The sequence below is a fragment of the Intrasporangium sp. genome, assembly GCF_035688975.1.
Lineage (GTDB): Bacteria > Actinomycetota > Actinomycetes > Actinomycetales > Dermatophilaceae > CALMNV01.
Genome location: NZ_DASSMH010000090.1, coordinates 1 through 20450, shown reverse-complemented (window position 1 = coordinate 20450; position 20450 = coordinate 1). Strand labels below are relative to the sequence as shown.

At 71.7% G+C, this 20450-nt stretch carries 18 protein-coding genes, 1 pseudogene and 1 riboswitch; of the genes and pseudogenes, 10 read left to right on the top strand and 9 right to left on the bottom strand.

Annotated features, from left to right (window positions below; all coding sequences use genetic code 11):
- Positions 1-343 precede the first annotated feature (343 nt).
- From VFJ94_RS09665 to VFJ94_RS09655, 3 genes are all read left to right on the top strand, one after another.
- Positions 344-1045 carry a metal-dependent transcriptional regulator gene (locus tag VFJ94_RS09665; protein ID WP_325003992.1) on the top strand — a complete coding sequence of 234 codons (702 nt, stop codon included), beginning with the start codon at positions 344-346 and terminating at the stop codon, positions 1043-1045.
- Between the two features lie 217 nt (positions 1046-1262).
- Positions 1263-1450: riboswitch (cyclic di-AMP (ydaO/yuaA leader) on the top strand.
- A gap of 2 nt (positions 1451-1452) precedes the next feature.
- Entirely contained in the window at positions 1453-2289 is an 837-nt protein-coding gene (locus tag VFJ94_RS09660; RefSeq protein ID WP_325003991.1) for a C40 family peptidase, read from the top strand.
- Between the two features lie 87 nt (positions 2290-2376).
- On the top strand, positions 2377-3063 hold the full coding sequence (locus tag VFJ94_RS09655; RefSeq protein ID WP_325003990.1) for a DsbA family oxidoreductase: 687 nt from the start codon (positions 2377-2379) through the stop codon (positions 3061-3063).
- Positions 3064-3131: 68 nt separating this feature from the next.
- Here the strand turns inward: VFJ94_RS09655 and VFJ94_RS09650 are convergent, their stop codons facing one another.
- The 5 genes from VFJ94_RS09650 to VFJ94_RS09630 all read right to left on the bottom strand — a co-directional run bounded on the left by VFJ94_RS09650 (position 3132) and on the right by VFJ94_RS09630 (position 7372).
- Positions 3132-3524, bottom strand: coding sequence for a response regulator transcription factor (locus VFJ94_RS09650; RefSeq protein WP_325003989.1), 393 nt, complete (start codon positions 3522-3524; stop codon positions 3132-3134).
- A 113-nt stretch (positions 3525-3637) separates the two neighbouring features.
- Positions 3638-4990 carry a sensor histidine kinase gene (locus tag VFJ94_RS09645; protein WP_325003988.1) on the bottom strand — a complete coding sequence of 451 codons (1353 nt, stop codon included), beginning with the start codon at positions 4988-4990 and terminating at the stop codon, positions 3638-3640.
- Between the two features lies 1 nt (position 4991).
- A complete protein-coding gene (locus tag VFJ94_RS09640; RefSeq protein WP_325003987.1) occupies positions 4992-5636 on the bottom strand; it encodes a response regulator transcription factor in 645 nt (214 codons plus the stop codon).
- Between the two features lie 142 nt (positions 5637-5778).
- Positions 5779-6690 (bottom strand): universal stress protein, encoded by a 912-nt coding sequence (locus VFJ94_RS09635; RefSeq protein ID WP_325003986.1) that lies wholly within the window; start codon positions 6688-6690, stop codon positions 5779-5781.
- Between the two features lie 115 nt (positions 6691-6805).
- Positions 6806-7372: a nucleotidyltransferase family protein gene (locus VFJ94_RS09630; protein WP_325003985.1), complete on the bottom strand. Its 567-nt coding sequence runs from the start codon at positions 7370-7372 to the stop codon at positions 6806-6808.
- 76 nt (positions 7373-7448) lie between these two features.
- Here VFJ94_RS09630 and VFJ94_RS09625 point away from each other — a divergent pair, with 76 nt between their 5' ends.
- Both VFJ94_RS09625 and VFJ94_RS09620 read left to right on the top strand, forming a co-directional pair.
- Entirely contained in the window at positions 7449-8207 is a 759-nt protein-coding gene (locus VFJ94_RS09625; RefSeq protein ID WP_325003984.1) for an endonuclease/exonuclease/phosphatase family protein, read from the top strand.
- A gap of 373 nt (positions 8208-8580) precedes the next feature.
- Positions 8581-9884, top strand: a pseudogene (locus VFJ94_RS09620) (PP2C family protein-serine/threonine phosphatase).
- 19 nt (positions 9885-9903) lie between these two features.
- Here VFJ94_RS09620 and catC read toward each other — a convergent pair.
- From catC to VFJ94_RS09600, 4 genes are read right to left on the bottom strand one after another with little or no spacing between them, the layout of a single operon-like run.
- Positions 9904-10185, bottom strand: coding sequence for a muconolactone Delta-isomerase (gene catC, locus VFJ94_RS09615; RefSeq protein ID WP_325003983.1), 282 nt, complete (start codon positions 10183-10185; stop codon positions 9904-9906).
- Positions 10186-10205: 20 nt separating this feature from the next.
- The gene (gene catA, locus VFJ94_RS09610) at positions 10206-11048 is read right to left on the bottom strand and encodes a catechol 1,2-dioxygenase (RefSeq protein WP_325003982.1); all 843 of its coding nucleotides are present in this window, start codon (positions 11046-11048) and stop codon (positions 10206-10208) included.
- A gap of 57 nt (positions 11049-11105) precedes the next feature.
- On the bottom strand, positions 11106-12209 hold the full coding sequence (locus VFJ94_RS09605; protein ID WP_325003981.1) for a mandelate racemase/muconate lactonizing enzyme family protein: 1104 nt from the start codon (positions 12207-12209) through the stop codon (positions 11106-11108).
- On the bottom strand, positions 12206-13141 hold the full coding sequence (locus VFJ94_RS09600) for a LysR substrate-binding domain-containing protein (RefSeq protein ID WP_325003980.1): 936 nt from the start codon (positions 13139-13141) through the stop codon (positions 12206-12208). The genes VFJ94_RS09605 and VFJ94_RS09600 overlap by 4 nt, the downstream gene beginning before the upstream one ends.
- Positions 13142-13379: 238 nt before the next feature.
- Between VFJ94_RS09600 and benA the strand changes: the two genes are divergently transcribed.
- From benA to VFJ94_RS09575, 5 genes are all read left to right on the top strand, one after another.
- Positions 13380-14768: a benzoate 1,2-dioxygenase large subunit gene (gene benA, locus VFJ94_RS09595; RefSeq protein ID WP_325003979.1), complete on the top strand. Its 1389-nt coding sequence runs from the start codon at positions 13380-13382 to the stop codon at positions 14766-14768.
- Between the two features lie 10 nt (positions 14769-14778).
- Entirely contained in the window at positions 14779-15330 is a 552-nt protein-coding gene (gene benB / locus VFJ94_RS09590; RefSeq protein ID WP_325003978.1) for a benzoate 1,2-dioxygenase small subunit, read from the top strand.
- Positions 15331-15382: 52 nt separating this feature from the next.
- Complete coding sequence (gene benC, locus VFJ94_RS09585; RefSeq protein ID WP_325003977.1) at positions 15383-18091, top strand: benzoate 1,2-dioxygenase electron transfer component BenC; 2709 nt, start codon at positions 15383-15385, stop codon at positions 18089-18091.
- 66 nt (positions 18092-18157) lie between these two features.
- Positions 18158-19552, top strand: a complete 1395-nt coding sequence (locus VFJ94_RS09580; protein WP_325003976.1) for an aromatic acid/H+ symport family MFS transporter — start codon at positions 18158-18160, stop codon at positions 19550-19552.
- On the top strand, positions 19549-20450 hold a 902-nt coding region (locus VFJ94_RS09575; RefSeq protein ID WP_325003975.1), incomplete at its 3' end, for an ATP-binding protein. The genes VFJ94_RS09580 and VFJ94_RS09575, both read left to right, overlap by 4 nt.

Here is a 20450-nt window from a genome sequence, read left to right as displayed (position 1 = left end):
GGGAGGCGCGACTATCGCGCGGCCACCTCACACGTTCCGGAAGAAATCACTTCTCGGACCACCTCCTTCCGTGTCTAGTCACCCGAAAATACGTCGCCACCCACGCCGGAGGCAAGAGGTTTCCGCCGCCGCCGGGAACGCAAAGTCGAGTGGCCAGTTCGGTGCGGGCCGGGTGTGCGGAAGTGGCCACTCGACGGGATGGGGGTGGGGTGGTGGGGTGCCGGACCCGGGGTTTGCTTCGAGTGGCCAGTTCGGTGCGGGCCGGGGGTGTGCACAAGTGGCCACTCGAGGGGGTTGGGGTTGGGTGGGGGTAGGGATGGCGCGAGGATGAGAGGCTGACCATGTGACGGACCTGATCGACACCACGGAGATGTACCTGCGCACGATCTTCGAGCTCGAGGAGGAGGGCATCGTGCCCCTGCGGGCGCGCATCGCCGAGCGGCTCGGTCACTCCGGGCCCACCGTCTCGCAGACCGTGGCGCGGATGGAGCGCGATGGCCTGGTGGCCGTCAGTGGCGACCGGCACCTCGAGCTGTCCGACCACGGCCGGCTCGTGGCCACCCGGGTCATGCGCAAGCACCGCCTCGCGGAGCGGCTGCTCGTCGACGTCATCGGTCTCGAGTGGGAGTACGCGCACGACGAGGCCTGCCGGTGGGAGCACGTCATGTCCGAGCAGGTCGAACGCAAGATCCTCGCTCTGCTCAAGGACAGCAAGGAGTCGCCCTACGGCAACCCGATCCCCGGCCTCGACGAGCTCGGCGCCGAAGGTGGCGAGGACTTCCGCGGGGGCCTGGTCACGCTGGTCCAGGTGGCGGGGGAGGAGCCCTCGCCGGTCACCGTCCGCCGGATCGGCGAGCCGGTCCAGGTCGAGCCCGAGGCGCTCGCGCTGCTCACCTCGGCCGGCGTGGTCCCCGGGTCCCGGATCGAGGTCGTGCGCGAGGACGGGCGGGTGATCGCCGTCCGGGAGGGGGCCGACCGCGCGACCGGCGTGTCGTTGCCGTGGGACATCGCCGTCCACGTCTTCTGTGAGGTGTCCCACACCTGAACGGCATACGGCGGCGCGCCAGCCGTGCAGGCGTCGTGCCGTTTCGGCGGAAATGGTGGGGTTTCTCGTCGGCCCAGGCGGCCGCGCACGTCGTGCGTGTCCCGATTTACTGACGGTTTCTTGGTCTAGCCGTGACCCCAATGTGACATTGGGCGAGCGGTTCGATACGGTGAGCGGGCTTGCCTCCATCGGGCAGGTGCCACGGGTCGGACATCGCCTAGTCCTGCCACCGACTCGCGGCCGGGAACGAACCGCAACGGCAGGAGCGGGGGACCCACTCTCTCCGGGTATCGCACGATGCCCTCGGGGTGAAGCCCTCCACGGACCTTCGGGTCCGAGCGAAGGCCGGGCACGCATCTCCAGCCCGAACCCGACAGCTCACCTCGTAGGCGTTGGAGAGGTCACCCGTGCCCCAGAACGCTCCCGGTCGCCACCGCGCCCCCGGTCGGTACAACCCCCTCGCCGAGCTGACGCTCATCGCCAAGGCCACCGCTCAGCCCGCCGTCAAGGGCGCCGCGCTCCTCGCCGCATCCGGCGGCCTCGTCGCCGGGCTCGCGGCGCCGGCCGGCGCAGCCGAGGGCTCCCGCGTCGTGGCCGAGACGGCCGCCGCCGAGGCCCCCGCGGCCAAGCCCCTCGCCCCCCGGGTCATCGAGGACGTGATCCTCAAGGAGCAGCGCGCCGCCGAGGCGAAGCGCCGCGCCGAGGCCGCGGCCAAGGCGAGGGCCGCGGCCGAGGCCCGCCGCGCCGCCGAGCAGCGCGCCGCCCAGGAGCGCGCCGCGGCGCAGCAGGCGAACGCCAGCCGCCGCCAGCAGGGCACCACGACGTCCCGCTCGACGACCCGCACCGCGGTCCCCGTGACGTCGGCCGTGAAGTCCACGCGCAACACCTACTCGGCCCCCGCGCCTGCTCCCTCGGCGTCCGGCATCGTCGGGATCGCCCAGTCCATGAGCGGAGTGCCCTACGTGTGGGGCGGGACGACCCCGAGCGGCTTCGACTGCTCCGGCTTCACGTCGTGGGTCTATCGCCGGGCCGGCATCTCGATCCCGCGCACCGCGTCGGCGCAGCAGGCGGCCGCGCGCCGGGTCTCCAACCCGCAGCCCGGTGACCTCGTCTTCTTCGGCTACCCGGCATACCACGTGGGGATCTACGTCAGCCCCGGGCGTCTGCTCGACGCCCAGCGGCCGGGCACCACCGTGGGCAACCACTCGATCTGGACGACACCGTCCGGATACGGCCGCTTCTGATCGGTCCGCCCTGATGTGTCCCAACATGGCTCCCACCTCGGTGGGGGCCATGTTGCTGTCTGAGCGGCACTGAAAGAGACTGACCCCGTGACGAACCAACCGGCCGCGGACGCCGCCCACCCGATCCGGCTCGACGTCTGGAGCGATCTCGTGTCGCCGTGGGGCTACATCGCCAAGCGGCGCATCGAGGCCGCCATCCATGCTTTCGAGCGGCCCCACGAGGTCACCGTGCGCTTCCGCGCCTACGAGGTGGACCCCGACGCCCCGGTGGGCGAGCGGATGGGGGTCACCGAGTACCTCAGCCGCAAGCACGGCCAGGGTGACCGGCACGTCGGCCACATGATGACCGTCCGGGTCAGCGAGGCGGCGGTGGACGACCGGATCCGCTTCGACTGGGAGCATGCGGTGCGCGCCAACACCTTCAACGCCCACCGACTCGTCGCGCTCGCCCTTGAGATGGGCGGCCCGGCGCTGCAGTCGGCGACTGTCGAACGGTTCTTCTCGGCCCACTTCGGCGAGGGCCTCGCCCTCGACGACCCGGAGGTCCTCCAGCGCATCTCGGCCGAGGCGGGGCTCGACGAGCGCCGGGTCGCCTCGGTCCTCGCCGACGACTCGTATGCCGCGGAGGTGCGCGCCGACGAGGAGGCCGCCCGTTCGCTCGGCGTGACCACCGTCCCTCACGTCGTCGCCGACGGAGGGCCCTCGCTGTCTGGGATCCAGTCCGTCGAGGAGTACCTCGGCCTGCTGCGCTCCGTGGCGACGGTGGCCGGCTAGCGGTTGCGCTCAGGGACGACGCTCAGGGACGACGCTCAGGGACGAGCTGGGTGAGGCTCGGGGCGAGGTCAGCCGCAGACCGGTCCCAGCCGCCGCTCGCCGCGGGTCACTGCACGGATGGCCTCGAGGAGCACCTCGGGTGGCTCGCTCTTGAGGACGAACCCGGCCGCGCCTGCCTCGGCCGCGTCCCGGCACTTGGTCTGGTCGGCGGTTCCGGTCACGACGACGACCCACGGTGGCTGTCCGTGGGTGGCGAGGGCACGAGTGGCCGCCAGGCCGTCGAGCCGCGGCATGGCGAGGTCCATGACGACCACCCTGGGTGACGTGGACCGGCACATGGCGACGGCCTCCTCGCCGTCGGCGACGCAGGCGCTCACCTCCAGGTCAGGCTGGCTGTCGAGCAGGAGCTTCAAACCGATTCGCATGACGGGCGAGTCGTCCGCGATCAGGACCGTGATCATGCGTCACCAGGCATTCTCGTGCGCGCCACCCGGCCGGCGTGCGACTGCCTTACACCATAATCTTCGGTCCTTGGGCTTACCTTGGGTCGATGCTTGGCCAGCGGAAAGGACCGTCAGCCGGCCCACGACGTGGCGAAGGTGAGCGGAAAGCGGGACCGGAGGGACGCTCCGCCGTTGGCCCCGTTGTCGAGGGTGAGGCGCCCGCCGAGGTCACGCACCGTGTCCCGGACGAGCCGCAGACCGAGGTGACCCGACGCCGGGTTGCTCTCCACGCTCACGCCCGGCTGCACCCCCACCCCGTCGTCGGTGATCTCGAGCACGACCTCGCCGTCGACGACCTCAGCGCGCACCCACACGTGCTCCGCCTGGGCGTGCTTGACGACGTTGCGCAGGCCCTCACGCAGGATGCGGTAGGTGAGCTGGGCCACCTCGACGGGCGCGTCCGCCACAGCGTCGCTGAGCGTCAGCTCCACCTGCACCCCGGCCGCCCGAGCGCGAGCGGCGAGCTCGTCCACGGCGGCGCGCAAGCCGCCCTCGGACAGGTCGGCCGGATAGATGTCGGTGAGCATGGCTCGCAGGCCGCGGACGTCCCGCTCGAGGCTCTCGCTCACCCGATCGAGCACGGCGCGTGCGTCTGTCGCGTCGCGGGGCAGCTCGGCCGCCAGCGACGGAATGGCGTAGCGGAGCCCGGCGAGGTCCTGGATCAGCCCGTCGTGCAGGTCCGAGGCGATGCGTCGCCGCTCCAGGTCGGACGCGGACAGGGCGTGCCGCAGCATGGTGCTGCGCTCCGCCCGCCCTCGGTCGACGCGGCGGGCCAGCGACACCGCCAGTGGGCGCATCATGAGCATGAAGAGCAGCAGCGAGCCCACGGCGAGGGGGGCGAACCGCAGCAGGATGGCTGTCTCGTCGTCGCGGATGCGGTCCGTGGTCCAGTAGGACTCGAAGAGGAGCGGGACGTTGTCGGCGTCGCGCACGCCGACGTAGACCTCCAGCAGCTGTCCTTCCTGGCGCTCGTTGACGTTCTCCGTCTTCGTCAGGTCCGAGACCGCCGCCTTGACCTGGTCGGTCCCGAAGAGCGTCTGCTCCGCCGCCTCGAGCGGGAAGGTGCGGCCGATGAGGTCCGCCTCGTCGGACCAGAGGATCCTGCCTTCTTGGGTCCAGATCTTCATGTGGGCAATGGATCCGTCCCGCAACCGGCTGCGCATGAGGTAGGCGAGCGCGGCGATCTGCTCCGGGTCGCCTTCCCGCACGCGTCGGTTGACCAGGGGGGCGACGACCGATCTGGCGAAGCCCGCGCCTCGCACGGTGGCCTCGCGCAGGGCGATGTCCGACGCGACGGGACGGGCGAGCAGGACGGTGCCCAGGGCGACCGTGAGCAGCATCACGAGGCTCCATGCCTGGAACCGTCCCACAGCCCGCTGCAGCACCGACTCCGAGCCCGCGGCCAGGCGTCGGCGTGCGCGCACGTCAGGCGCCCTTGGGCAGGTGAACCAGGCCGAGGCGCATGGCCGTGACGACAGCCTCGAGCTGGCTGTGGGCATCCAGCTTGCTCAGCAGGGTCTTGACGTAGCCCCGGCAGGTGAGTCGCGAGATCCCCAGGGAGGTAGAGATCGAGCCGATGTCCTGCCCCGTCGACAGCAGCTCGAGCACCTTGTGCTCGCGAGCGGTCAGCACGACGTAGGGGTGGCTGGGGCGGCGCATGAGCCGACCGAGCAGGTCTGGGTGGACGAGGAAGCGTCCACGGTCGGCGACGCGCAGCGCCTCGAGCAGGTGGGCCAGCGAACCGTCCTTGGGCATCAGCGCGCACGCATCGGCCTCCGCGGCCCTCGTCATCAGCTCGTGGTCGACGTAGGCCGTGAGGATCACGACTCGGACCCGGGCGGACCCTGCCGTGAGCCGGGCCGTGACGTCGATGCCGTCCTCGTCGCCCAACCGGACGTCCATGACGACGGCGTCGGGGGTCAGGGCGGCAGACAGGGACAGTGCCTCAGCGGCGGTGCCGGCCGTGCCGACGCACTCCATGCCGGCCTCCCGGCTGACGGCCAGGGCGACCGCGTCCGCCACGGTCCGGTGGTCGTCCACCACGAGCACCCGGAGGGTGTTCGTGCGCATCGTGGAATCGCTGGACTGGTTCATTCCAAGGCCCCCGCCTCCAGTTCCCCTCCGCAAGTATCCCAACGCTGCGGTGCGCGCGGGCGGGAATGGCTCAACTCCTGGCGGACACCGGTCCGGCCACCGGCTCAGCGGGGACGGGTTACGGCACGACCATGACGGGACACGCGGCCTCGTGGATCACCGTGTGGCTCACGGACCCGAGGAGCAGGCCCGTGAAGCCCCCGTGGCCCCGGGAGCCGAGGACGATCAGGCCTGCGTTGGCGCCCAGGTCAGCCAACGCGTGACCGGGCTCGCCGAAGAGCACGTCGGTCTCGATCGTCACGTCCGGGTGCTGCGCCCGGATCCGCTCGGCCGCTGTGGCGATGACGTGCTCCTGCTCCTCGCGCAGTGCATGCGTGTGCTCGGTGCCGGCCGTGCTCTCCTCGACGTAGGCCACCGACTCCATGGACACGACCCGGCCGACGCCGACGAGGTGCAGGGCGCCCCCGGTCTCGTGGGCCACCTGAGCCGCCGCCTCCAGCGCCCGCCCGGCCGGCTCGGAGCCGTCGACCCCCACGACGACCCGCCGCCCCGGGCCGGGCTGCGGCGGCGTGACAAGGTCTTCGCCGCCCGAGCGAGCGGGGACGACCACCGCGGGGCAGCGCGCGTGGGCGGTCACGGCATACGACGTGGACCCGAGCAGCCCGGCGAGCAGGCGGCCCCGCCCCCGGCTGCCGGTCACGACGAGCCGGGCCTCCTCCGAGGCGGAGACGAGCTCGCCGGCCGGGGTGCCGACGGTGTGGTAGCCGACGATCTGTGCCCGATCGAGGATCCTCTCGGCGCGCGCGACACCGGCCGCCAGCACGTCGGCCTCGAGGTCCTCCAGGCTCGGCACGTAGGAACCGCCCGGGCTGTATGCCGACAGCCCGGGGCTCATCGACAGGTCCACGCAGTGGATGACGGTGAGCGTGAGGCCCTGCCGCTTGGCGGCCTCCGCGGCCCAGTCGAGGGCGAGCTGCGCGCCCCTGGACCCATCCCACCCGACGACGACTCCGCGAACCGGGTCGTTCATGATGCGCTCCCTTCCCGCTCCGATCCCCAGTCTCCGCCCGTATGCCGCCGGGCGGGCAGGGACCTTCGTCCGTGCTTCGCGCCACCGAGGCAGGGCACCTCGCGGGGCACCGGGCTCACGTGTGCGGCGCGGGCGACACGATCTGGAGCCTCCGGAGCAGGAAGAGCGCGGCTGCCGCGAAGTCGTTGTCGGCCGTCTCGTGCGCGACACGGGCCCAGTCGACCTGCTCGCGCAGGGCTCTCGCCACGGGTATCACCCTGGTGAAGTCGCAGTAGTGCTCGTCGAGCGCGTTGAGCTTCTGCGCCAGCAGCTCGGTGGCCGGGAGCACCGGCATCTGCACCGACAGCACCTCCTCGGTGGTCGCCCGCTCGACGAGCGATCGGTCCGCGACCACGCCGGAAGGGCGGAAGATGACGTCGACCATCGCGCCGTCGAGGAAGACCTTGAAGAGCCAGTCCTCGGAGGGCTGCATCACCTCGAAGCCCTTCTCCTTGAGCACTCGAGCGGCCTCCGGGGCGTCCGCCTCGGCCACGAGGAAGTCGACGTCGTGCTCGGGCTCCGGCCCGCCCCTCGCCCAGACCGCGTAGCCCCCGATCAGGGCGAACGGCAGCTCCGACTGCTTGAGCGCGACGGCCACGGCCTTGAGGGCCTCGCGCAGATCCGGCGACTCCTGGTCTCGCATGCCAAGGCCGTACCCCGTGGGGGTGCCGCCGACGCCGGAACAGGCCCGATCCGGGCAACTCCGGTAGAAAGGCCGTGTGCGAGTGGCGACCTTCAACATCCTCAACGGACGCGTACCGACCGACCAGCACGTGTCGCTCGACGGCCTGGCCGAGTCGGTGCGCCGGCTCGACGCCGACGTGCTCGCGCTGCAGGAGGTCGACCGCAACCAGCACCGGTCCGGAGGAGCGGATCTCACCGTCATCGCGGCGGAGGCGATGGACGCCCCGGAGCACCGCTTCGTCGCGGCTCTGGCCGGCAGCCCGGGTGCCACGTGGATCGCGGCGACGGGCGAGGAGCAGCCCGACTCGGCGGCATACGGGATCGCGCTTCTCTCCCGCTTTCCGGTGCACGGCTGGGAGGTCATCCGTCTGGCCCCCCTGCCCACGCCAATTCCCATGTGGTTCAAGGGCCGTCGCTGGCCGGTGCTCGTGCGCGACGAGCCGCGGGTCGCCGTCGTCGCCAAGGTCGAGACCCCCCACGGGATGGTCACGTTCGTCAACACGCACCTGTCCTTCATCCGGGCGTGGAACGGTCGGCAGCTGCGCCACATCCTCAGCAGCCTCGTCGAGCCGCCAGGCCCCGTCGTCGTGCTCGGTGACCTCAACATGGGTCCGGAGCGGGCAGCCCGCGTGACGGGCATGCGGTCGGCGGCAGCTGAGCCGACCTTTCCGGTCGACGCGCCCAACGAGCAGCTCGACCACATCCTGATCAGTGGCTCACTGGTGCCCGCTCACGGCGCTGCGCATGCCCTTCCCATCTCCGACCACCGGGCGCTCAGCGTGGAGCTGGGGTGAGACCCAGCGCGAGGGTGGACGGGTCTTCCGGTGCGCAGCCTGAGGCCCCGGCTCGACCTTCGCCTGTCACGCCATCCCGACACCGATGGGCACGTCACGCTGCTTGCCGCAGTCGACGCATTCTTGATACCGGGCGCCCGTCTCCGTGCTGTTGGGATACCGGTGCGTCCGCCATCGGTGCCAGAGATGCAGCCGACACGTCCAGCGTCCTTTGCGCAGCGCTTCCTGACCCGGTTCGCGTGCCTCCGTCGACATGCCCTCAGTGTTCGCCCGTTCCCGTGGGCGGGTCAACAAGCAGGGCAGCGGGCGCGGTCACGCTTTCTGTTTCGCCGTCTGGCGGGCGGAGGGCGGCGCGCCCGCATAGCGTGGTCGCGTGCCCACCCGCGACACCCCCACCGGAGGCCCGCCGCGCTCGCAGGTGGCGCCGTGCCCGCTCAGCGCAGCGTCCGGGGCGGGACCGGACTACCGGTCGCTGTTTCGCGCGGTGCCCACCCCGTGCGTGGTCCTCGACGAAGCCCTGGTGGTGCGCGACTGCAACGACGCCTTCCTCGAGGTCGTGGGACGCACCCGCTCCGAGCTCGTCGGCAGTGGGCTGTTCGCGGCCTTCCCCGCGATGCCGGGAGGTGGCTCGGTCGCCGACACGCTGCGTCGCGCGCTCGTGACGGCGTGGGAGAACGGCCGCTCGGTGATGGTGGGTCTGCAGCGGCACGACATCGACGTGCCGGTAGCGCAGGTGGGCGGGGCAGGGCCGCACTCCTGGCTCACCACCGCGGTGCCGGTATCGACCGCTGGCGGACACGTGACGGAAGTGCTCCTCAACGTCCACGACGTCACGGCGTTTGCGCCGCACCTGGACCCCGCGCTGGGCGGGTCGCGCCACCTGGGGCGACTGCAGGCCACGGAGGCGCTCCTCGGGGCGACAGCAGTGGCGGAGCGCAGCCGGCTCTTCGACCTCGAGACGGAGCGGCAGCTGGGCATCGCGGTCCAGGAGGTCATGCTGCCCGCGGAGGTTCCCGCGACCGTGACGGAGGCGGTCCAGGTGGCCGTGCGGTACCGGCCCGCCTCGGACGCCCTGCGCGTCGGCGGGGACTGGTATGACGTCGCGGACCTGGGCGGGGGCCGCGTGGCCGTCGCCGTTGGTGACGTCGTCGGGCACGGGCTGCGCGCTGCGGCGGTGATGGGACAGCTGCGCAGCGCGTTGAGTGCCCTGACCGTCGCGACGTCGGGCCGGCCGCCGCGATGCGAGCGCTCGACCGCGTGGCGCGGCACAGCCCGGACGCCACGGCGTCGACGGCGGTGAAGGTGGTCATCGACCCGGAGCTCGACCTGGCGATCTACAGCAGCGCTGGTCACCTGCCCCCGCTCGTCCTGGGCGCGGACGGGCGCGTCACCGCCCTCGACCAGGCTCTGGGACCACCGCTGGCGGTGACCGAGCGCGCCAGCACGCGACCGCTCGGCACCGCAACGCTGGTCAAGGGCGACACGTTGGTCCTCTACACCGACGGGCTGGTCGAGCGCCGGGAGGAGGCCCTCGACCGCGGCATTGCCCGGCTCGCGGAGGCGCTCGTGCGTCACCGGGAGCTCGACGTCGAGGCGCTGGCCGACCGGCTGCTCATCGAGCTGCCACCCGACTCCGCCCTGCGCGACGACATCGCCCTGGTCGTCCTCCGGCTCTGAAGCGTGTGGCGTCGCGGGTTCAGGCGTGGATGTCGGAGGGGTGGGAGGCCAGCGGCGTGACCTTCAGCTGCATGTAGGGGTAGAGGGGCAGCCCTGAGAGCAGATCGTGAAGCTCGTCGGTCGAGGTGACGTCGAAGACCGAGATGTTGGCGTACTCGCCCACGATGCGCCACAGGTGCAGCCACCGTCCCGCGTGCTGAAGGTCCTGGGAGTAGGCCTTCTCGCGGGCCACGAGCTCGGCCCGCGCTGCCGGGTCCAGGTCGTGGGGCAGGTGGACGTCCATCCGGACGTGGAACAGCATGGGCGAGTACCTCCGCTCTCTCAGGCGCGGACCGGGTCGAGGACGAAGCCGTACTCCACGGTCTCCCCCCGCCCGGCCGGCCTCGGGTCGAGCAGGAGCTCCGGCTTGACGGCCGAGGCGATGTCGTCCTCGTTGTGCTGGTCGCCGGGGAAGTACAGCTGCGCGGTGAGCAGCTCGTGCCCGGGAGCGGAGACCTTGACGTGGATGTGGGCCGGACGCCAGGCATGCCAGCCAGCGGCCGCGATGAGTCTGCCGCAGGCGCCATCGGTCGGGATCTGGTACGGCGCCGGCTTGATCGTGGTGATCTCGAAGCTGCCGTCGTCGTCGGTCGTGAAGGTGGCGCGCAGGTTCCACTCGGGCAGGCCCGGAGCGAACTGCGAGTAGAAGCCGTCTGCGTCCGCGTGCCACACCTCGACCTTCGCGCCGGGCAGGGCAGAGCCGTCGGTGGAGGTGACCTTGCCGGTCCAGACGAGCGGAGTGCCCGTCTCGCCCTCGCGCATGGGAACGGTGCCCTTGGCGCCCTGGTCCGGTGACCCCGGCACGTAGTAGGGCCCCTCGATGGTGCCCTTGTTGCCCTTCCGGTGCTCCGTTGCGACCTCTTCGACGACGTGCTCGACCCAGACGTCGAGGAAGAGCGGCCACTCGCCGTTCTCCCCGACGCTGATGAGCCACGCCTTCAGCGCGTTGTACTCGTCATAGGTCACCTTGTGCGTGCGGATCGCGGCGTGCACGGCCTCGATCACCGAGCGGGCCAGCAGGTCGACGCGCTCCTTGCTGGTCGTGGCGGCTGCCCCGGCCTTGTCGGCGCGGAAGCGCTGGGTGGCGGACTCGCCGGAGGCGGCGGCGGTGGCGGTCTGGGTCATGTCTGTCTCCTGACTACTGGTGGGTCTGTGTTGGTGTTGGATGGGTCTGGGGGTGGGTCAGCGGTCGGTGCGGTAGCGCGCCAGCTTGTCGGGGTCGACCTCCACACCGAGCCCGGCGCCGGGCCGCACGGCCAGGTGGCCGTCCACGATCCGCAGTGGCTCTGTGAGCAGGTCGTCGCTCATGTCGAGGAAGTTCGACAGCTCGCCCGCGCGCCGCGAGGTGAGCCGGAACGCCGCGCCGAAGGCCACGGTGCACATCGACCCGAGCTGGCTGTCGATCTGGTTGCCCATGACGACCTCGACGCCGAGACCCTCGGCGAGGTGGTGCACGCGCTGGGAATACGTGAAACCGGTGCGGGCCGTCTTGATGCTCACCGCTGTTGCCGAGCCCCCGAGGATCTCGCGGGTGACGTCGGCGGGTGTCACGGCGGACTCATCGGCGATGAATGGCACGTCGCACTGCCGCACGAGCCACCGCCGGCCGAGGACGTCGTCGGCCGGGCACAGCTCCTCGGCGAAGAGGAGCCCCACGTCGGCCATCTCGTGCATCGCGCGCGCGGACTCGGCGGGGGACCACCCGCGGTTGCCGTCGACGTAGAGCTCCACGTCCTCGCCGAGCCCCTCCCGCAGGGCACGGACCACCGCCGTGTCCCGGCGGTAGGGCGTGCGGCCGACCTTGACCTTGAAGGTCGTGATGCCGTAGGTGTCGCGCATGCGCTCGGCCTCGGCGACCATGGCCTGCGGCTCGTCGAAGCCGAGCATGTGCGAGACGCGCATGCGGTCGGTGTAGCCGCCCAGCAGGTCCGTGACCGTGAGGTCGAGGGTGCGCCCGAGCGCGTCCCACACAGCCATGTCGACGGCCGACTTGGCGACCGGGTTGCCGACGGTGCGCGCCAGCCGGGAGGCGATGAGCTCACGGTCGACGAGCCGGACGCCCACGACCTGGGGCGCGAAGATGCCCTCCACCGCAGCGATGACGCTGGCCTGCGTCTCGCCGTACGTGAAGGGGCGGGGCGGCGCATCGGCGATGCCGACGACGCCCTCGTCGGTGTGCACGCGCACGAGGACGTGCTCGGCGGCATAGACCTCGCCGCTGGCGAACCGAAGCGGCTTGGCGTAGGGGATCGTGTACGGGATGGCCTCGACGGCGGTGATCTTCATCGGTTCCCCTCGAGGACGGGCTCGGGCAGGTGGTCGTGGCTGCCCTGGTGATCGGTGAACAGACCCGCCTCCTGCAGGACGGTGAGGATGGAGCGGACAAGTGGTGTCGGTTGCTCACGCCAGGCGAGGGCAAGCTCGACGGTGCCGGCATCCCCGACCTCCCGGAACACCACCCCGGCGAGCGGCAGGGCGCGCGCGGAGCCCGGCACCAGTGCGAGGCCCAGCCCCGCGGCCACGAGGGCGAGCAGCACCGCCGTGCCAGGTGCGAGGTGCTCGCGTCGAGGTGAGAAGCCGGCGTCGTGGCAGCTGCGCAGCACGGCCTCGTTGACCGCGGAGTCCTTCGCGGCGTAGAGCACGAAGGACTCGGTGCGCAGGTCGGACATCGAGATGACGGGCTCGGCGGCCAGCCGGTGGTCGGCCGGCAGCGCGAGCACCAGAGGCTCGGCCTCGATGGTGCGCACGGCGATGCCGTCACCGGTCACGGGTGGGCGCAGGACGGCGAGGTCGAGGTTGCCTTCGCGCAGGCCCTCGCAGAGCTGCGGGGTGAGCAGGTCGGCGTTGACCTCGAGGGCCGCTTCGGGCAGCTCCTGCTGCAGCGTGCGGGCGATGAAGGGCAGCTGGCTGAAGGAAGCCGTGCCGGTGAAGCCCACTCGGGCCAGACCCCTGCGGCCATCGGCGACCCGGCGGACGCCGGTCGCGCTCAGGTCGACCGAGTGCAGGATGCGCCGGGCCTCCTCGAGCAGGAACTCCCCGGCCGGCGTCAGCGAGACCTGGCGTGTCGTCCGCGTGAAGAGCGGGGCCTCGAGCTCGGCCTCGAGCTGGCGGATCGCCTGGGAGAGCGCCGGCTGTGCCATGTGCAGGCGCTCGGCGGCGCGGCCGAAGTGGCACGTCTCGGCGACGGCGACGAAGTACCGGAAATGGCGCAGCTCCATGTCGGTCCTCCTCGTCCGCGCTGTCGTGGGGTGGATGCCGCGGGACGATCCGCGGCGGCTCATTCACGGTACGTACGAATATTGAGTCAGCACAAGGTCGCAGTTCAGATGGATTGATCGTTGCTGACGATTAATGCCGCCTGAGTCAGGACTGGGCACTTGCCTCGTGTAGCGGCGCCGCGTGGGTGTCACCGTTGGGCGATCAGCCGTCCCGTGCAACGAGGCACCTGGAGGAACCATGAGCGAGTCGCTGGAGCACCTGGAGCGCGTGCTTGCCACCGCGGTGGTGGAGGACGCCGAGGCAGGCGTCTACCGCGCCAACCGCCGGATCTTCACCGACGAGGAGATCTTCGAGCTCGAGATCAAGCACATCTTCGAGGGGAACTGGATCTACCTCGCCCACGAGAGCCAGCTGGCGGAGCCGGGCGACTACTTCACCACCTACATGGGCCGCCAGCCGGTCGTCATCACCCGGGACAAGGATGGCGAGCTACACCTGCTCGTCAACGCCTGCGCCCACCGCGGCGCGATGATCTGCCGTCGCAAGACCGACAACCGGATGACCCTGACCTGCCCCTTCCACGGGTGGACGTTCCGCAACGACGGCACCCTGCTCAAGGTCAAGGACCCCGACGGTGCCGGCTACCCGGACTCCTTCGACTCGGGCGGCTCGCACAACCTGACCAAGGTCGCGCGGTTCGACAGCTACCGCGGCTTCCTCTTCGGCAGCCTCAACCCCGAGGTGCTTCCCCTGGAGGAGCACCTCGGTGACACGACCAAGGTCATCGACATGCTCGTCGACCAGTCGCCCGACGGGCTGGAGGTGCTTCGCGGCTCGTCGACCTACACCTTCGACGGGAACTGGAAGGTGCAGGCCGAGAACGGCGCCGACGGCTACCACGTCACGGCCACGCACTGGAACTATGCCGCCACCACCTCGCGCCGCTCGACCGGCGAGTCGAAGAACGACACCAAGGCGCTCGACGCCGGCGGCTGGGGCAAGTCCGGGGGCGGGTACTGGTCCTACCCCAACGGCCATCTGTGCCTGTGGACGTGGGCGGCCAACCCCCAGGACCGACCGCTGTGGGACCGCATGGAGCAGCTCAAGGAGCAGTTCGGCGACGCCAAGGGCGAGTTCATGGTCAAGGGCAGCCGCAACCTGTGCCTCTACCCGAACGTCTACCTCATGGACCAGTTCAGCACCCAGATCCGCCACTTCCGTCCGATCGCGCCCAACAAGACCGAGGTGACGATCTACTGCATCGCCCCCAAGGGCGAGAGCGCGCAGGCCCGGGCGCACCGGATCCGGCAGTACGAGGACTTCTTCAACGCCTCGGGCATGGCCACGCCGGACGACCTGGAGGAGTTCCGCTCCTGCCAGCTCACCTTCCAGGCGTCGGCCGCCCCGTGGAACGACATGAGCCGCGGTGCCAAGCACTGGCTGCCCGGGCCGGACCCGGTCGCCGAGTCGCTCGGGATGCGCGGCGTCGTCTCGGCCGGCCTCAAGAACGAGGACGAGGGGCTCTACCCGGTTCAGCACGGCTACTGGCTCATGGTCATGCGGGAGGCGCTCGCCCAGGAGCAGGCGGCCGGCCGCGAGCCCACGACCACCGCCGCCGCGTCCTGAGGAGGACAGCATGACGACCCAGACCGCGAACAGCCCCCAGGCCGTTTCCCTCGCCGAACCCCCCGGCCCCCGGCACCTCACGCAGAACGACATCGAGCAGTTCCTCTACCGCGAGGCCCGCTTCCTCGACGACCGCGAGTTCGAGCGGTGGCTGGACTGCTACGCGGACGACTGCGAGTACTGGATGCCGTCGTGGGACGACGACGACCGGCTCACCGAGGACCCGCACCGGGAGATCTCCCTCGTCTACTACCCGAACAAGGGCGGCCTCGAGGACCGGATCTTCCGCATCCGCACGGAGCGCTCGAGCGCCACCTCGATCCCCGAGCCGCGCACGAGCCACAACATCAGCAACGTCGAGGTGATCGAGCGTCGCGGCGACCTGGTCGACGTGCGCTTCAACTGGCACACGATGTACTTCCGCTACAAGACGGTGGACCCCTACTACGGGACGTCGTTCTACACGATCGACTTCTCCGGGCCGTCACCGCTCATCCGGCGCAAGACCGTGGTGCTCAAGAACGACTACATCCACCACGTGGTCGACGTCTACCACTTCTGACGTCCACCACTTCTGACCGTCCCTCGGGGACGCCCACATCTGCGGAGTAGCCATGAGCCACCAGGCCGCCTTGTCCTTCGAGGACGGTGTCACCCGATTCATCACGTGCGCCGAGGACCAGACCGTCGCCGAGGCGTCGTACCGCGCGCGGATCAACATCCCGCTCGACTGTCGTGACGGTGCCTGCGGCACCTGCAAGGCCTTCTGCGAGTCCGGCGAGTACGACGGCGGCAGCTACATCGACGACGCGCTGAGCGCCGACGAGGCCGCTCGCGGCTACGTGCTGCCGTGCAGCATGAAGCCGCGCACCGACCTCGTCCTGCAGATCGCCAGCACGTCCGCGGTCGCGAAGACCCAGGCGGCCACCTACACCGGCACGCTGACCCGTCTCGAGCGGCTCTCCCCGACGACGATGGCGCTCGCCGTGGAGATCCGCGACCGCGACAAGCTGGCGTTCCTGCCCGGCCAGTACGTCAACATCGCGGTCCCGGGCACCGACCAGACCCGCTCCTACTCCTTCAGCAGCGCCCCGGAGGGCAAGGAGCTGACCTTCCTCGTCAAGCTGACCCCGGGCGGCCTGATGTCCGACCACCTCACGGAGCGTGCCTCGGTCGGGGACGAGGTCAGCTTCACCGGCCCGCTCGGCAGCTTCTTCCTCCGCGAGACCGAGCGCCCGGTGCTGCTCCTCGCCGGGGGCACCGGCCTCGCGCCCATCCTGGCCATCCTGCGCAAGCTGCGAGCCGACGGGAGCACCCGCCCGGTCCACCTCGTCTACGGCGTGAGCACCGACGACGACCTCGTCGAGCTCGACACGCTCGAGGAGCTGGCCGACCAGCTGCCGTCGTTCACCTGGCAGCACTGCGTGGCCGACCCGGCCAGCACCGCCGCGCACAAGGGCTACGTCACGTCGCTCCTCGGTCCCGAGCACCTGCACGGCGGCGACGTCGCGGTCTACCTGTGCGGCCCACCGCCGATGGTGGAGGCGGTGCGGCGGCACTTCGCCGAGGCCGGGGTCGCCCCCACCGGCTTCTACTTCGAGAAGTTCGCGCTGTCCGCGCCGGCCCCCGAGAGCGCGGACGTGACGGCCCCCGCCGTGACCACCGCGACGGAGAGCACCCCGACCGTGGCCACCGCGACGGAGAGCACCCCGACCGAGACCGCACCGTATGCCGTTCCTGCCGAGCCGGTGCCGGTCCCCCCGGCGGCGTCGCAGCAGCCGACGGCGGACACCACGACGCGGCGGGTCGCCGGCCAGGCCGTCTTCGCGACAGCCGCACCGGGTGACGGGGCGCCCGCCGCACTGCCCGAGAGCGCCGACCTCTTGCCGGCCGGTGGAGCCCGGGGCCTTGCGGGACAGCAGGTCTTCGCGCCCCGCGAGCTCACCCCGCTGCACGCAGCCGCGCCACGTCACGCGCCCTCGCCGCTTCAGCCCTCGCCGCCCGAGGTGCTCGCGGCGACCCAGCCGGCGCCTTCCCCGACGCCTGCGGGTCAGGGCTACGAGATCGGCGAGGAGCACCCCTCGGTGCACGAGTCGGACGCGCTGTTCGAGGCTCGCCAGGCGTTGGAGCTCGGGGCGGTCGAGCTGACGTTCGGCCGGCTCACCTCCTCCCAGCTCGCGGGCTACCGGTTGCTGGCGGAGGCCACGCTGCCCTATGTCGAGGGCGACCGCTTCACCGACGCCGCGGCATACACGGAGACCAACGCCGCCTTCCACGACTACCTCTTCATGCTGACCGGCAACGAGCACCTGCTGCAGGCCTACCGCGCGCTCGGGGTGAAGGGGCACATGGAGGAGGTCCTGCGTCACGCCACGTGGTGCCACCCTCGGTGCGCCCGCGACCACGTGGAGATCGTCGAGGCGTTCGAGGCCGGCGAGCGTGGGACGGTGCGGCGGCTCGTCGCCGAGCATGCGGACCGGTCCAAGCTCACCATGCGGCGGGCGATGGCCGACGCCCAGGCCAGGCTGCGCCCGCCCCACATCAGCCCGGGCAGGTTCGACGGGCTGGTCGTGCTCGTCACGGGGGCCGCCCAGGGCATCGGCGGGGCGACCGCCAGGCGGGTCAGTGCCGAAGGGGGCGCCGTGGTGCTCGCCGACCGTGCCGAGCTCGTGCACGAGGTGTCGGCCGAGCTCGCCGGCGCGGGCCGTGAGGTGCTCGCGGTCACGGCCGACCTGGAGACCTGGGCGGGCGCCCACGCGGTCGTGGAGGCGGCGGTGGCCCGCTTCGGGCGCGTCGACGTGTCCATCCACACCGTCGGCGGGACCATCTGGGCCAAGCCGTTCGAGCAGTATCCGCCGGAGCAGGTGGAGGCCGAGATCACCCGGTCGCTCTATCCCACCCTCTGGTCCTGCCGGGCCGTCGTGCCGCACATGGTCTCGCGGGGGAGCGGCACGATCGTCAACGTCTCCTCCGTCGCGACCCGCGGTCTCAACCGGGTGCCGTATGCCGCGGCGAAGGGCGGCGTGAACGCCATCACGACCACCCTGGCCATGGAGATGGCACCCCACGGGGTGCGCGTCGTCGCCACCGCCCCCGGAGGGACCGAGGCGCCTCCGCGGAGGATCCCGCGCGGGCCCGCCCCGGAGTCGGAGCAGGAGCAGGAGTGGTATCAGACGATCGTCGACCAGACCGTCGACTCCTCCTTCCTCAAGCGCTACGGCACCCTCGACGAGCAGGCCGCGGCGATCTGCTTCCTCGCCTCTCCGGAGGCGTCCTACATCACCGGCACGGTGCTGCCGGTCGCCGGCGGTGACCTGGGCTGAGCCCCGGTCGCCACCGCAGCCCACCGTCACCTGACCCCTTTCACCCATCTCACCTGGAGCCCACCCATGCCCGAAAACACCCTCGCCGCCAGCCGGCTCGGCCTCGACGACGCTCGACGTCGCCGCAGCATCACCTGGGTCGTCGCCCTGTCGACTCTCGCGCTCGTGTTCGACGGCTACGACCTCGTCGTCTACGGCACCGTCGTGCCGACCCTCCTGGCCGACCCGAACCAGCTCGGCCGGCTGTCCCCCTCCCAGGCGGGAGCGCTCGGCAGCTATGCCCTGGTGGGCGTGCTCATCGGCGCCCTCACCGCGGGAGCGGTCGGCGACTGGATCGGGCGCAGGCGGGTCATGCTCGTCGGCCTCGCGTGGTTCTCGATCGGGATGGGCGCGACCGCGTTGACGACCTCGGTCCAGACCTTCGGCTTCTTCCGCCTGCTCACGGGCATCGGCGTCGGCGCCCTCGTCGCGACCGTCGGCGCCCTCGTCGCCGAGTTCGCCCCGGCCGGACGGCGCAACGTGCTCAACGCGGTCGTCTACAGCGGCGTCCCCGCCGGAGGGGTGCTGGCCGCTGTCGTGGCTCTCGTGATGCCGGACGCGGCCGGGTGGCGTCCCCTCTTCTGGATCGGGGCGGCGCCGATCGTGCTGCTGCTGCCCGTGGCGCTCGTCCGCCTCCCGGAGTCGCCCAAGTGGCTGGTGGCCCGGGGCCGGTTCGAGCAGGCGCAGGCGCAGTCGCGGCGGACCGGCATACCGCTGCCGACGCTGTCGGCCCCGCTGCCGACCACGCTGTCGACCACGGCGCCGGCTGGCGCGCGGCACGTCGGGTTCGGGGCCCTGGCGCGCTCGCCTCTGGCGTGGCCCACCCTGCTGCTCGGCACGATGAGCTTCGGCGGCCTGCTGCTCACCTACGGCCTCAACACATGGCTGCCGAAGATCATGCAGGACAACGGTTTTGGCAAGAGCTACTCCATGACGTTCCTGCTCGTGCTCAACCTCGGTGCCATCGTCGGTGGCCTGCTGGCCTCCCGCGTCGCCGACCGGGTCGGCGCCAAGTCGGTCGTGGCCTCGACCTTCGTGCTGGCGGCGCTCACCCTGGCGCTCCTGCCATTCCGGCTCCCGGCGGCTGCGCTGCTGCTCGCCGTGGCGGTGGCGGGCGTCGGCACGATCGGCACCCAGGTGCTCATCTACGGCCTCGTCTCGAACTACTACCCCACCCGGGCCCGCGCGGCGGGGGTGGCGTGGTGCGCCGGCTTCGGGCGCCTCGGCGGCATCGTCGGCCCGGTCATCGGTGGCGCGCTCGTCGGTGCCGGCGTCGGCGGCACCACGGCCTTCTACGTCTTCGCCGTGGTGTCGCTGCTGGGCGCCCTCGTGACCTGGCTCCTGCCGCAGTCGCGTCACGAGGAGGCCGCTGCCGCGGCGACGGTGCCCGCGGCGGAAGCCGCCTCTACTGTGGCGGTGTGACCGCGACGGTGCCGCTCGGTCGTGAGACAGAGCTCGCGCACCTGGTGCAGGCCCTGCACCGGGTGCGCGACTCCGGCGTGGTCGTCGTGCTCGTGACGGGTCCGCGGGGCGTGGGACGCAGCACGCTGCTCACCGCGGTCGGCGAGCAGCACACCGGGCCCGTATGCCGTGCGGTGGGCGCGCCGTGGGAGACGCACCACGCCGGCGCGGTGCTCGCGCAGCTCGCCGGAGCCCCAAGCCTGCCGCCGGACCCCCTGGACGCCGCAGCACAGCTGCGCAGCCGGGTCGCCGACCCCCAGGCGGTCACGCTGCTCGTCGTGGACGACGCCCACCACGCCGACCTGCACTCGCTCCAGGTCCTGGCCACCCTGCGACGCCACCACTCCGACGCGCCGGTCTGCGTGCTGCTCGCCGCGCCCTCGGGCCCGGGTCACGGCGGCAGCCCCGAGGTGCTCGAGCTGCTCGCCGGGGTGCCCGACAGGCGGGTGGTGCTCGAGCCGCTCGACGGTGACGCGCTGGTCCGGCTCGCCTTGGCGCGCGGGATCGCCGTGGCGCCCTGGGTGGTCGAGCCGCTGCACCGGCACACCGGCGGGCTGCCGGGCGCCGCCATGGCCCTCTTTGAGGAGCTCCCGCGCGCCACGTGGTCCGACCCCCACCCTGAGCTGCCCGCCCCCGCCGTGGTGGCGGCCCGGGTCGCGGAGCGGCTGCCCGGCCTGCCCCCCGATGCCCGTCGTCTCGTGGAGGCCGCCTGCGTCCTGGAGGACGAGCGCTCCCTCGCGCTGGCGGCGCGGCTCGCGGGCGTCGAGGACGTCTGGCCCGCAGTGGATTCGGCCACGCGCGCGGGACTGCTCACGCTACGGGGGCCGGCAGGCGCCCACGAGGTCGGCCCGCCCGACCC

What these genes read in the sequence shown, in the direction of transcription:
- VFJ94_RS09630 (WP_325003985.1), bottom strand. Translation starts at nt 7,372, where the DNA reads ATGCGAGACCAGGAGTCGCCGGATCTGCGCGAGGCCCTCAAGGCCGTG.
- VFJ94_RS09600 (WP_325003980.1), bottom strand. Translation starts at nt 13,141, where the DNA reads ATGGAGCTGCGCCATTTCCGGTACTTCGTCGCCGTCGCCGAGACGTGC.
- catA (WP_325003982.1), bottom strand. Translation starts at nt 11,048, where the DNA reads ATGACCCAGACCGCCACCGCCGCCGCCTCCGGCGAGTCCGCCACCCAG.
- VFJ94_RS09635 (WP_325003986.1), bottom strand. Translation starts at nt 6,690, where the DNA reads ATGAACGACCCGGTTCGCGGAGTCGTCGTCGGGTGGGATGGGTCCAGG.
- VFJ94_RS09605 (WP_325003981.1), bottom strand. Translation starts at nt 12,209, where the DNA reads ATGAAGATCACCGCCGTCGAGGCCATCCCGTACACGATCCCCTACGCC.
- VFJ94_RS09640 (WP_325003987.1), bottom strand. Translation starts at nt 5,636, where the DNA reads ATGCGCACGAACACCCTCCGGGTGCTCGTGGTGGACGACCACCGGACC.
- VFJ94_RS09650 (WP_325003989.1), bottom strand. Translation starts at nt 3,524, where the DNA reads ATGATCACGGTCCTGATCGCGGACGACTCGCCCGTCATGCGAATCGGT.
- benC (WP_325003977.1), top strand. Translation starts at nt 15,383, where the DNA reads ATGAGCCACCAGGCCGCCTTGTCCTTCGAGGACGGTGTCACCCGATTC.
- benB (WP_325003978.1), top strand. Translation starts at nt 14,779, where the DNA reads ATGACGACCCAGACCGCGAACAGCCCCCAGGCCGTTTCCCTCGCCGAA.
- benA (WP_325003979.1), top strand. Translation starts at nt 13,380, where the DNA reads ATGAGCGAGTCGCTGGAGCACCTGGAGCGCGTGCTTGCCACCGCGGTG.
- catC (WP_325003983.1), bottom strand. Translation starts at nt 10,185, where the DNA reads ATGCTGTTCCACGTCCGGATGGACGTCCACCTGCCCCACGACCTGGAC.
- VFJ94_RS09580 (WP_325003976.1), top strand. Translation starts at nt 18,158, where the DNA reads ATGCCCGAAAACACCCTCGCCGCCAGCCGGCTCGGCCTCGACGACGCT.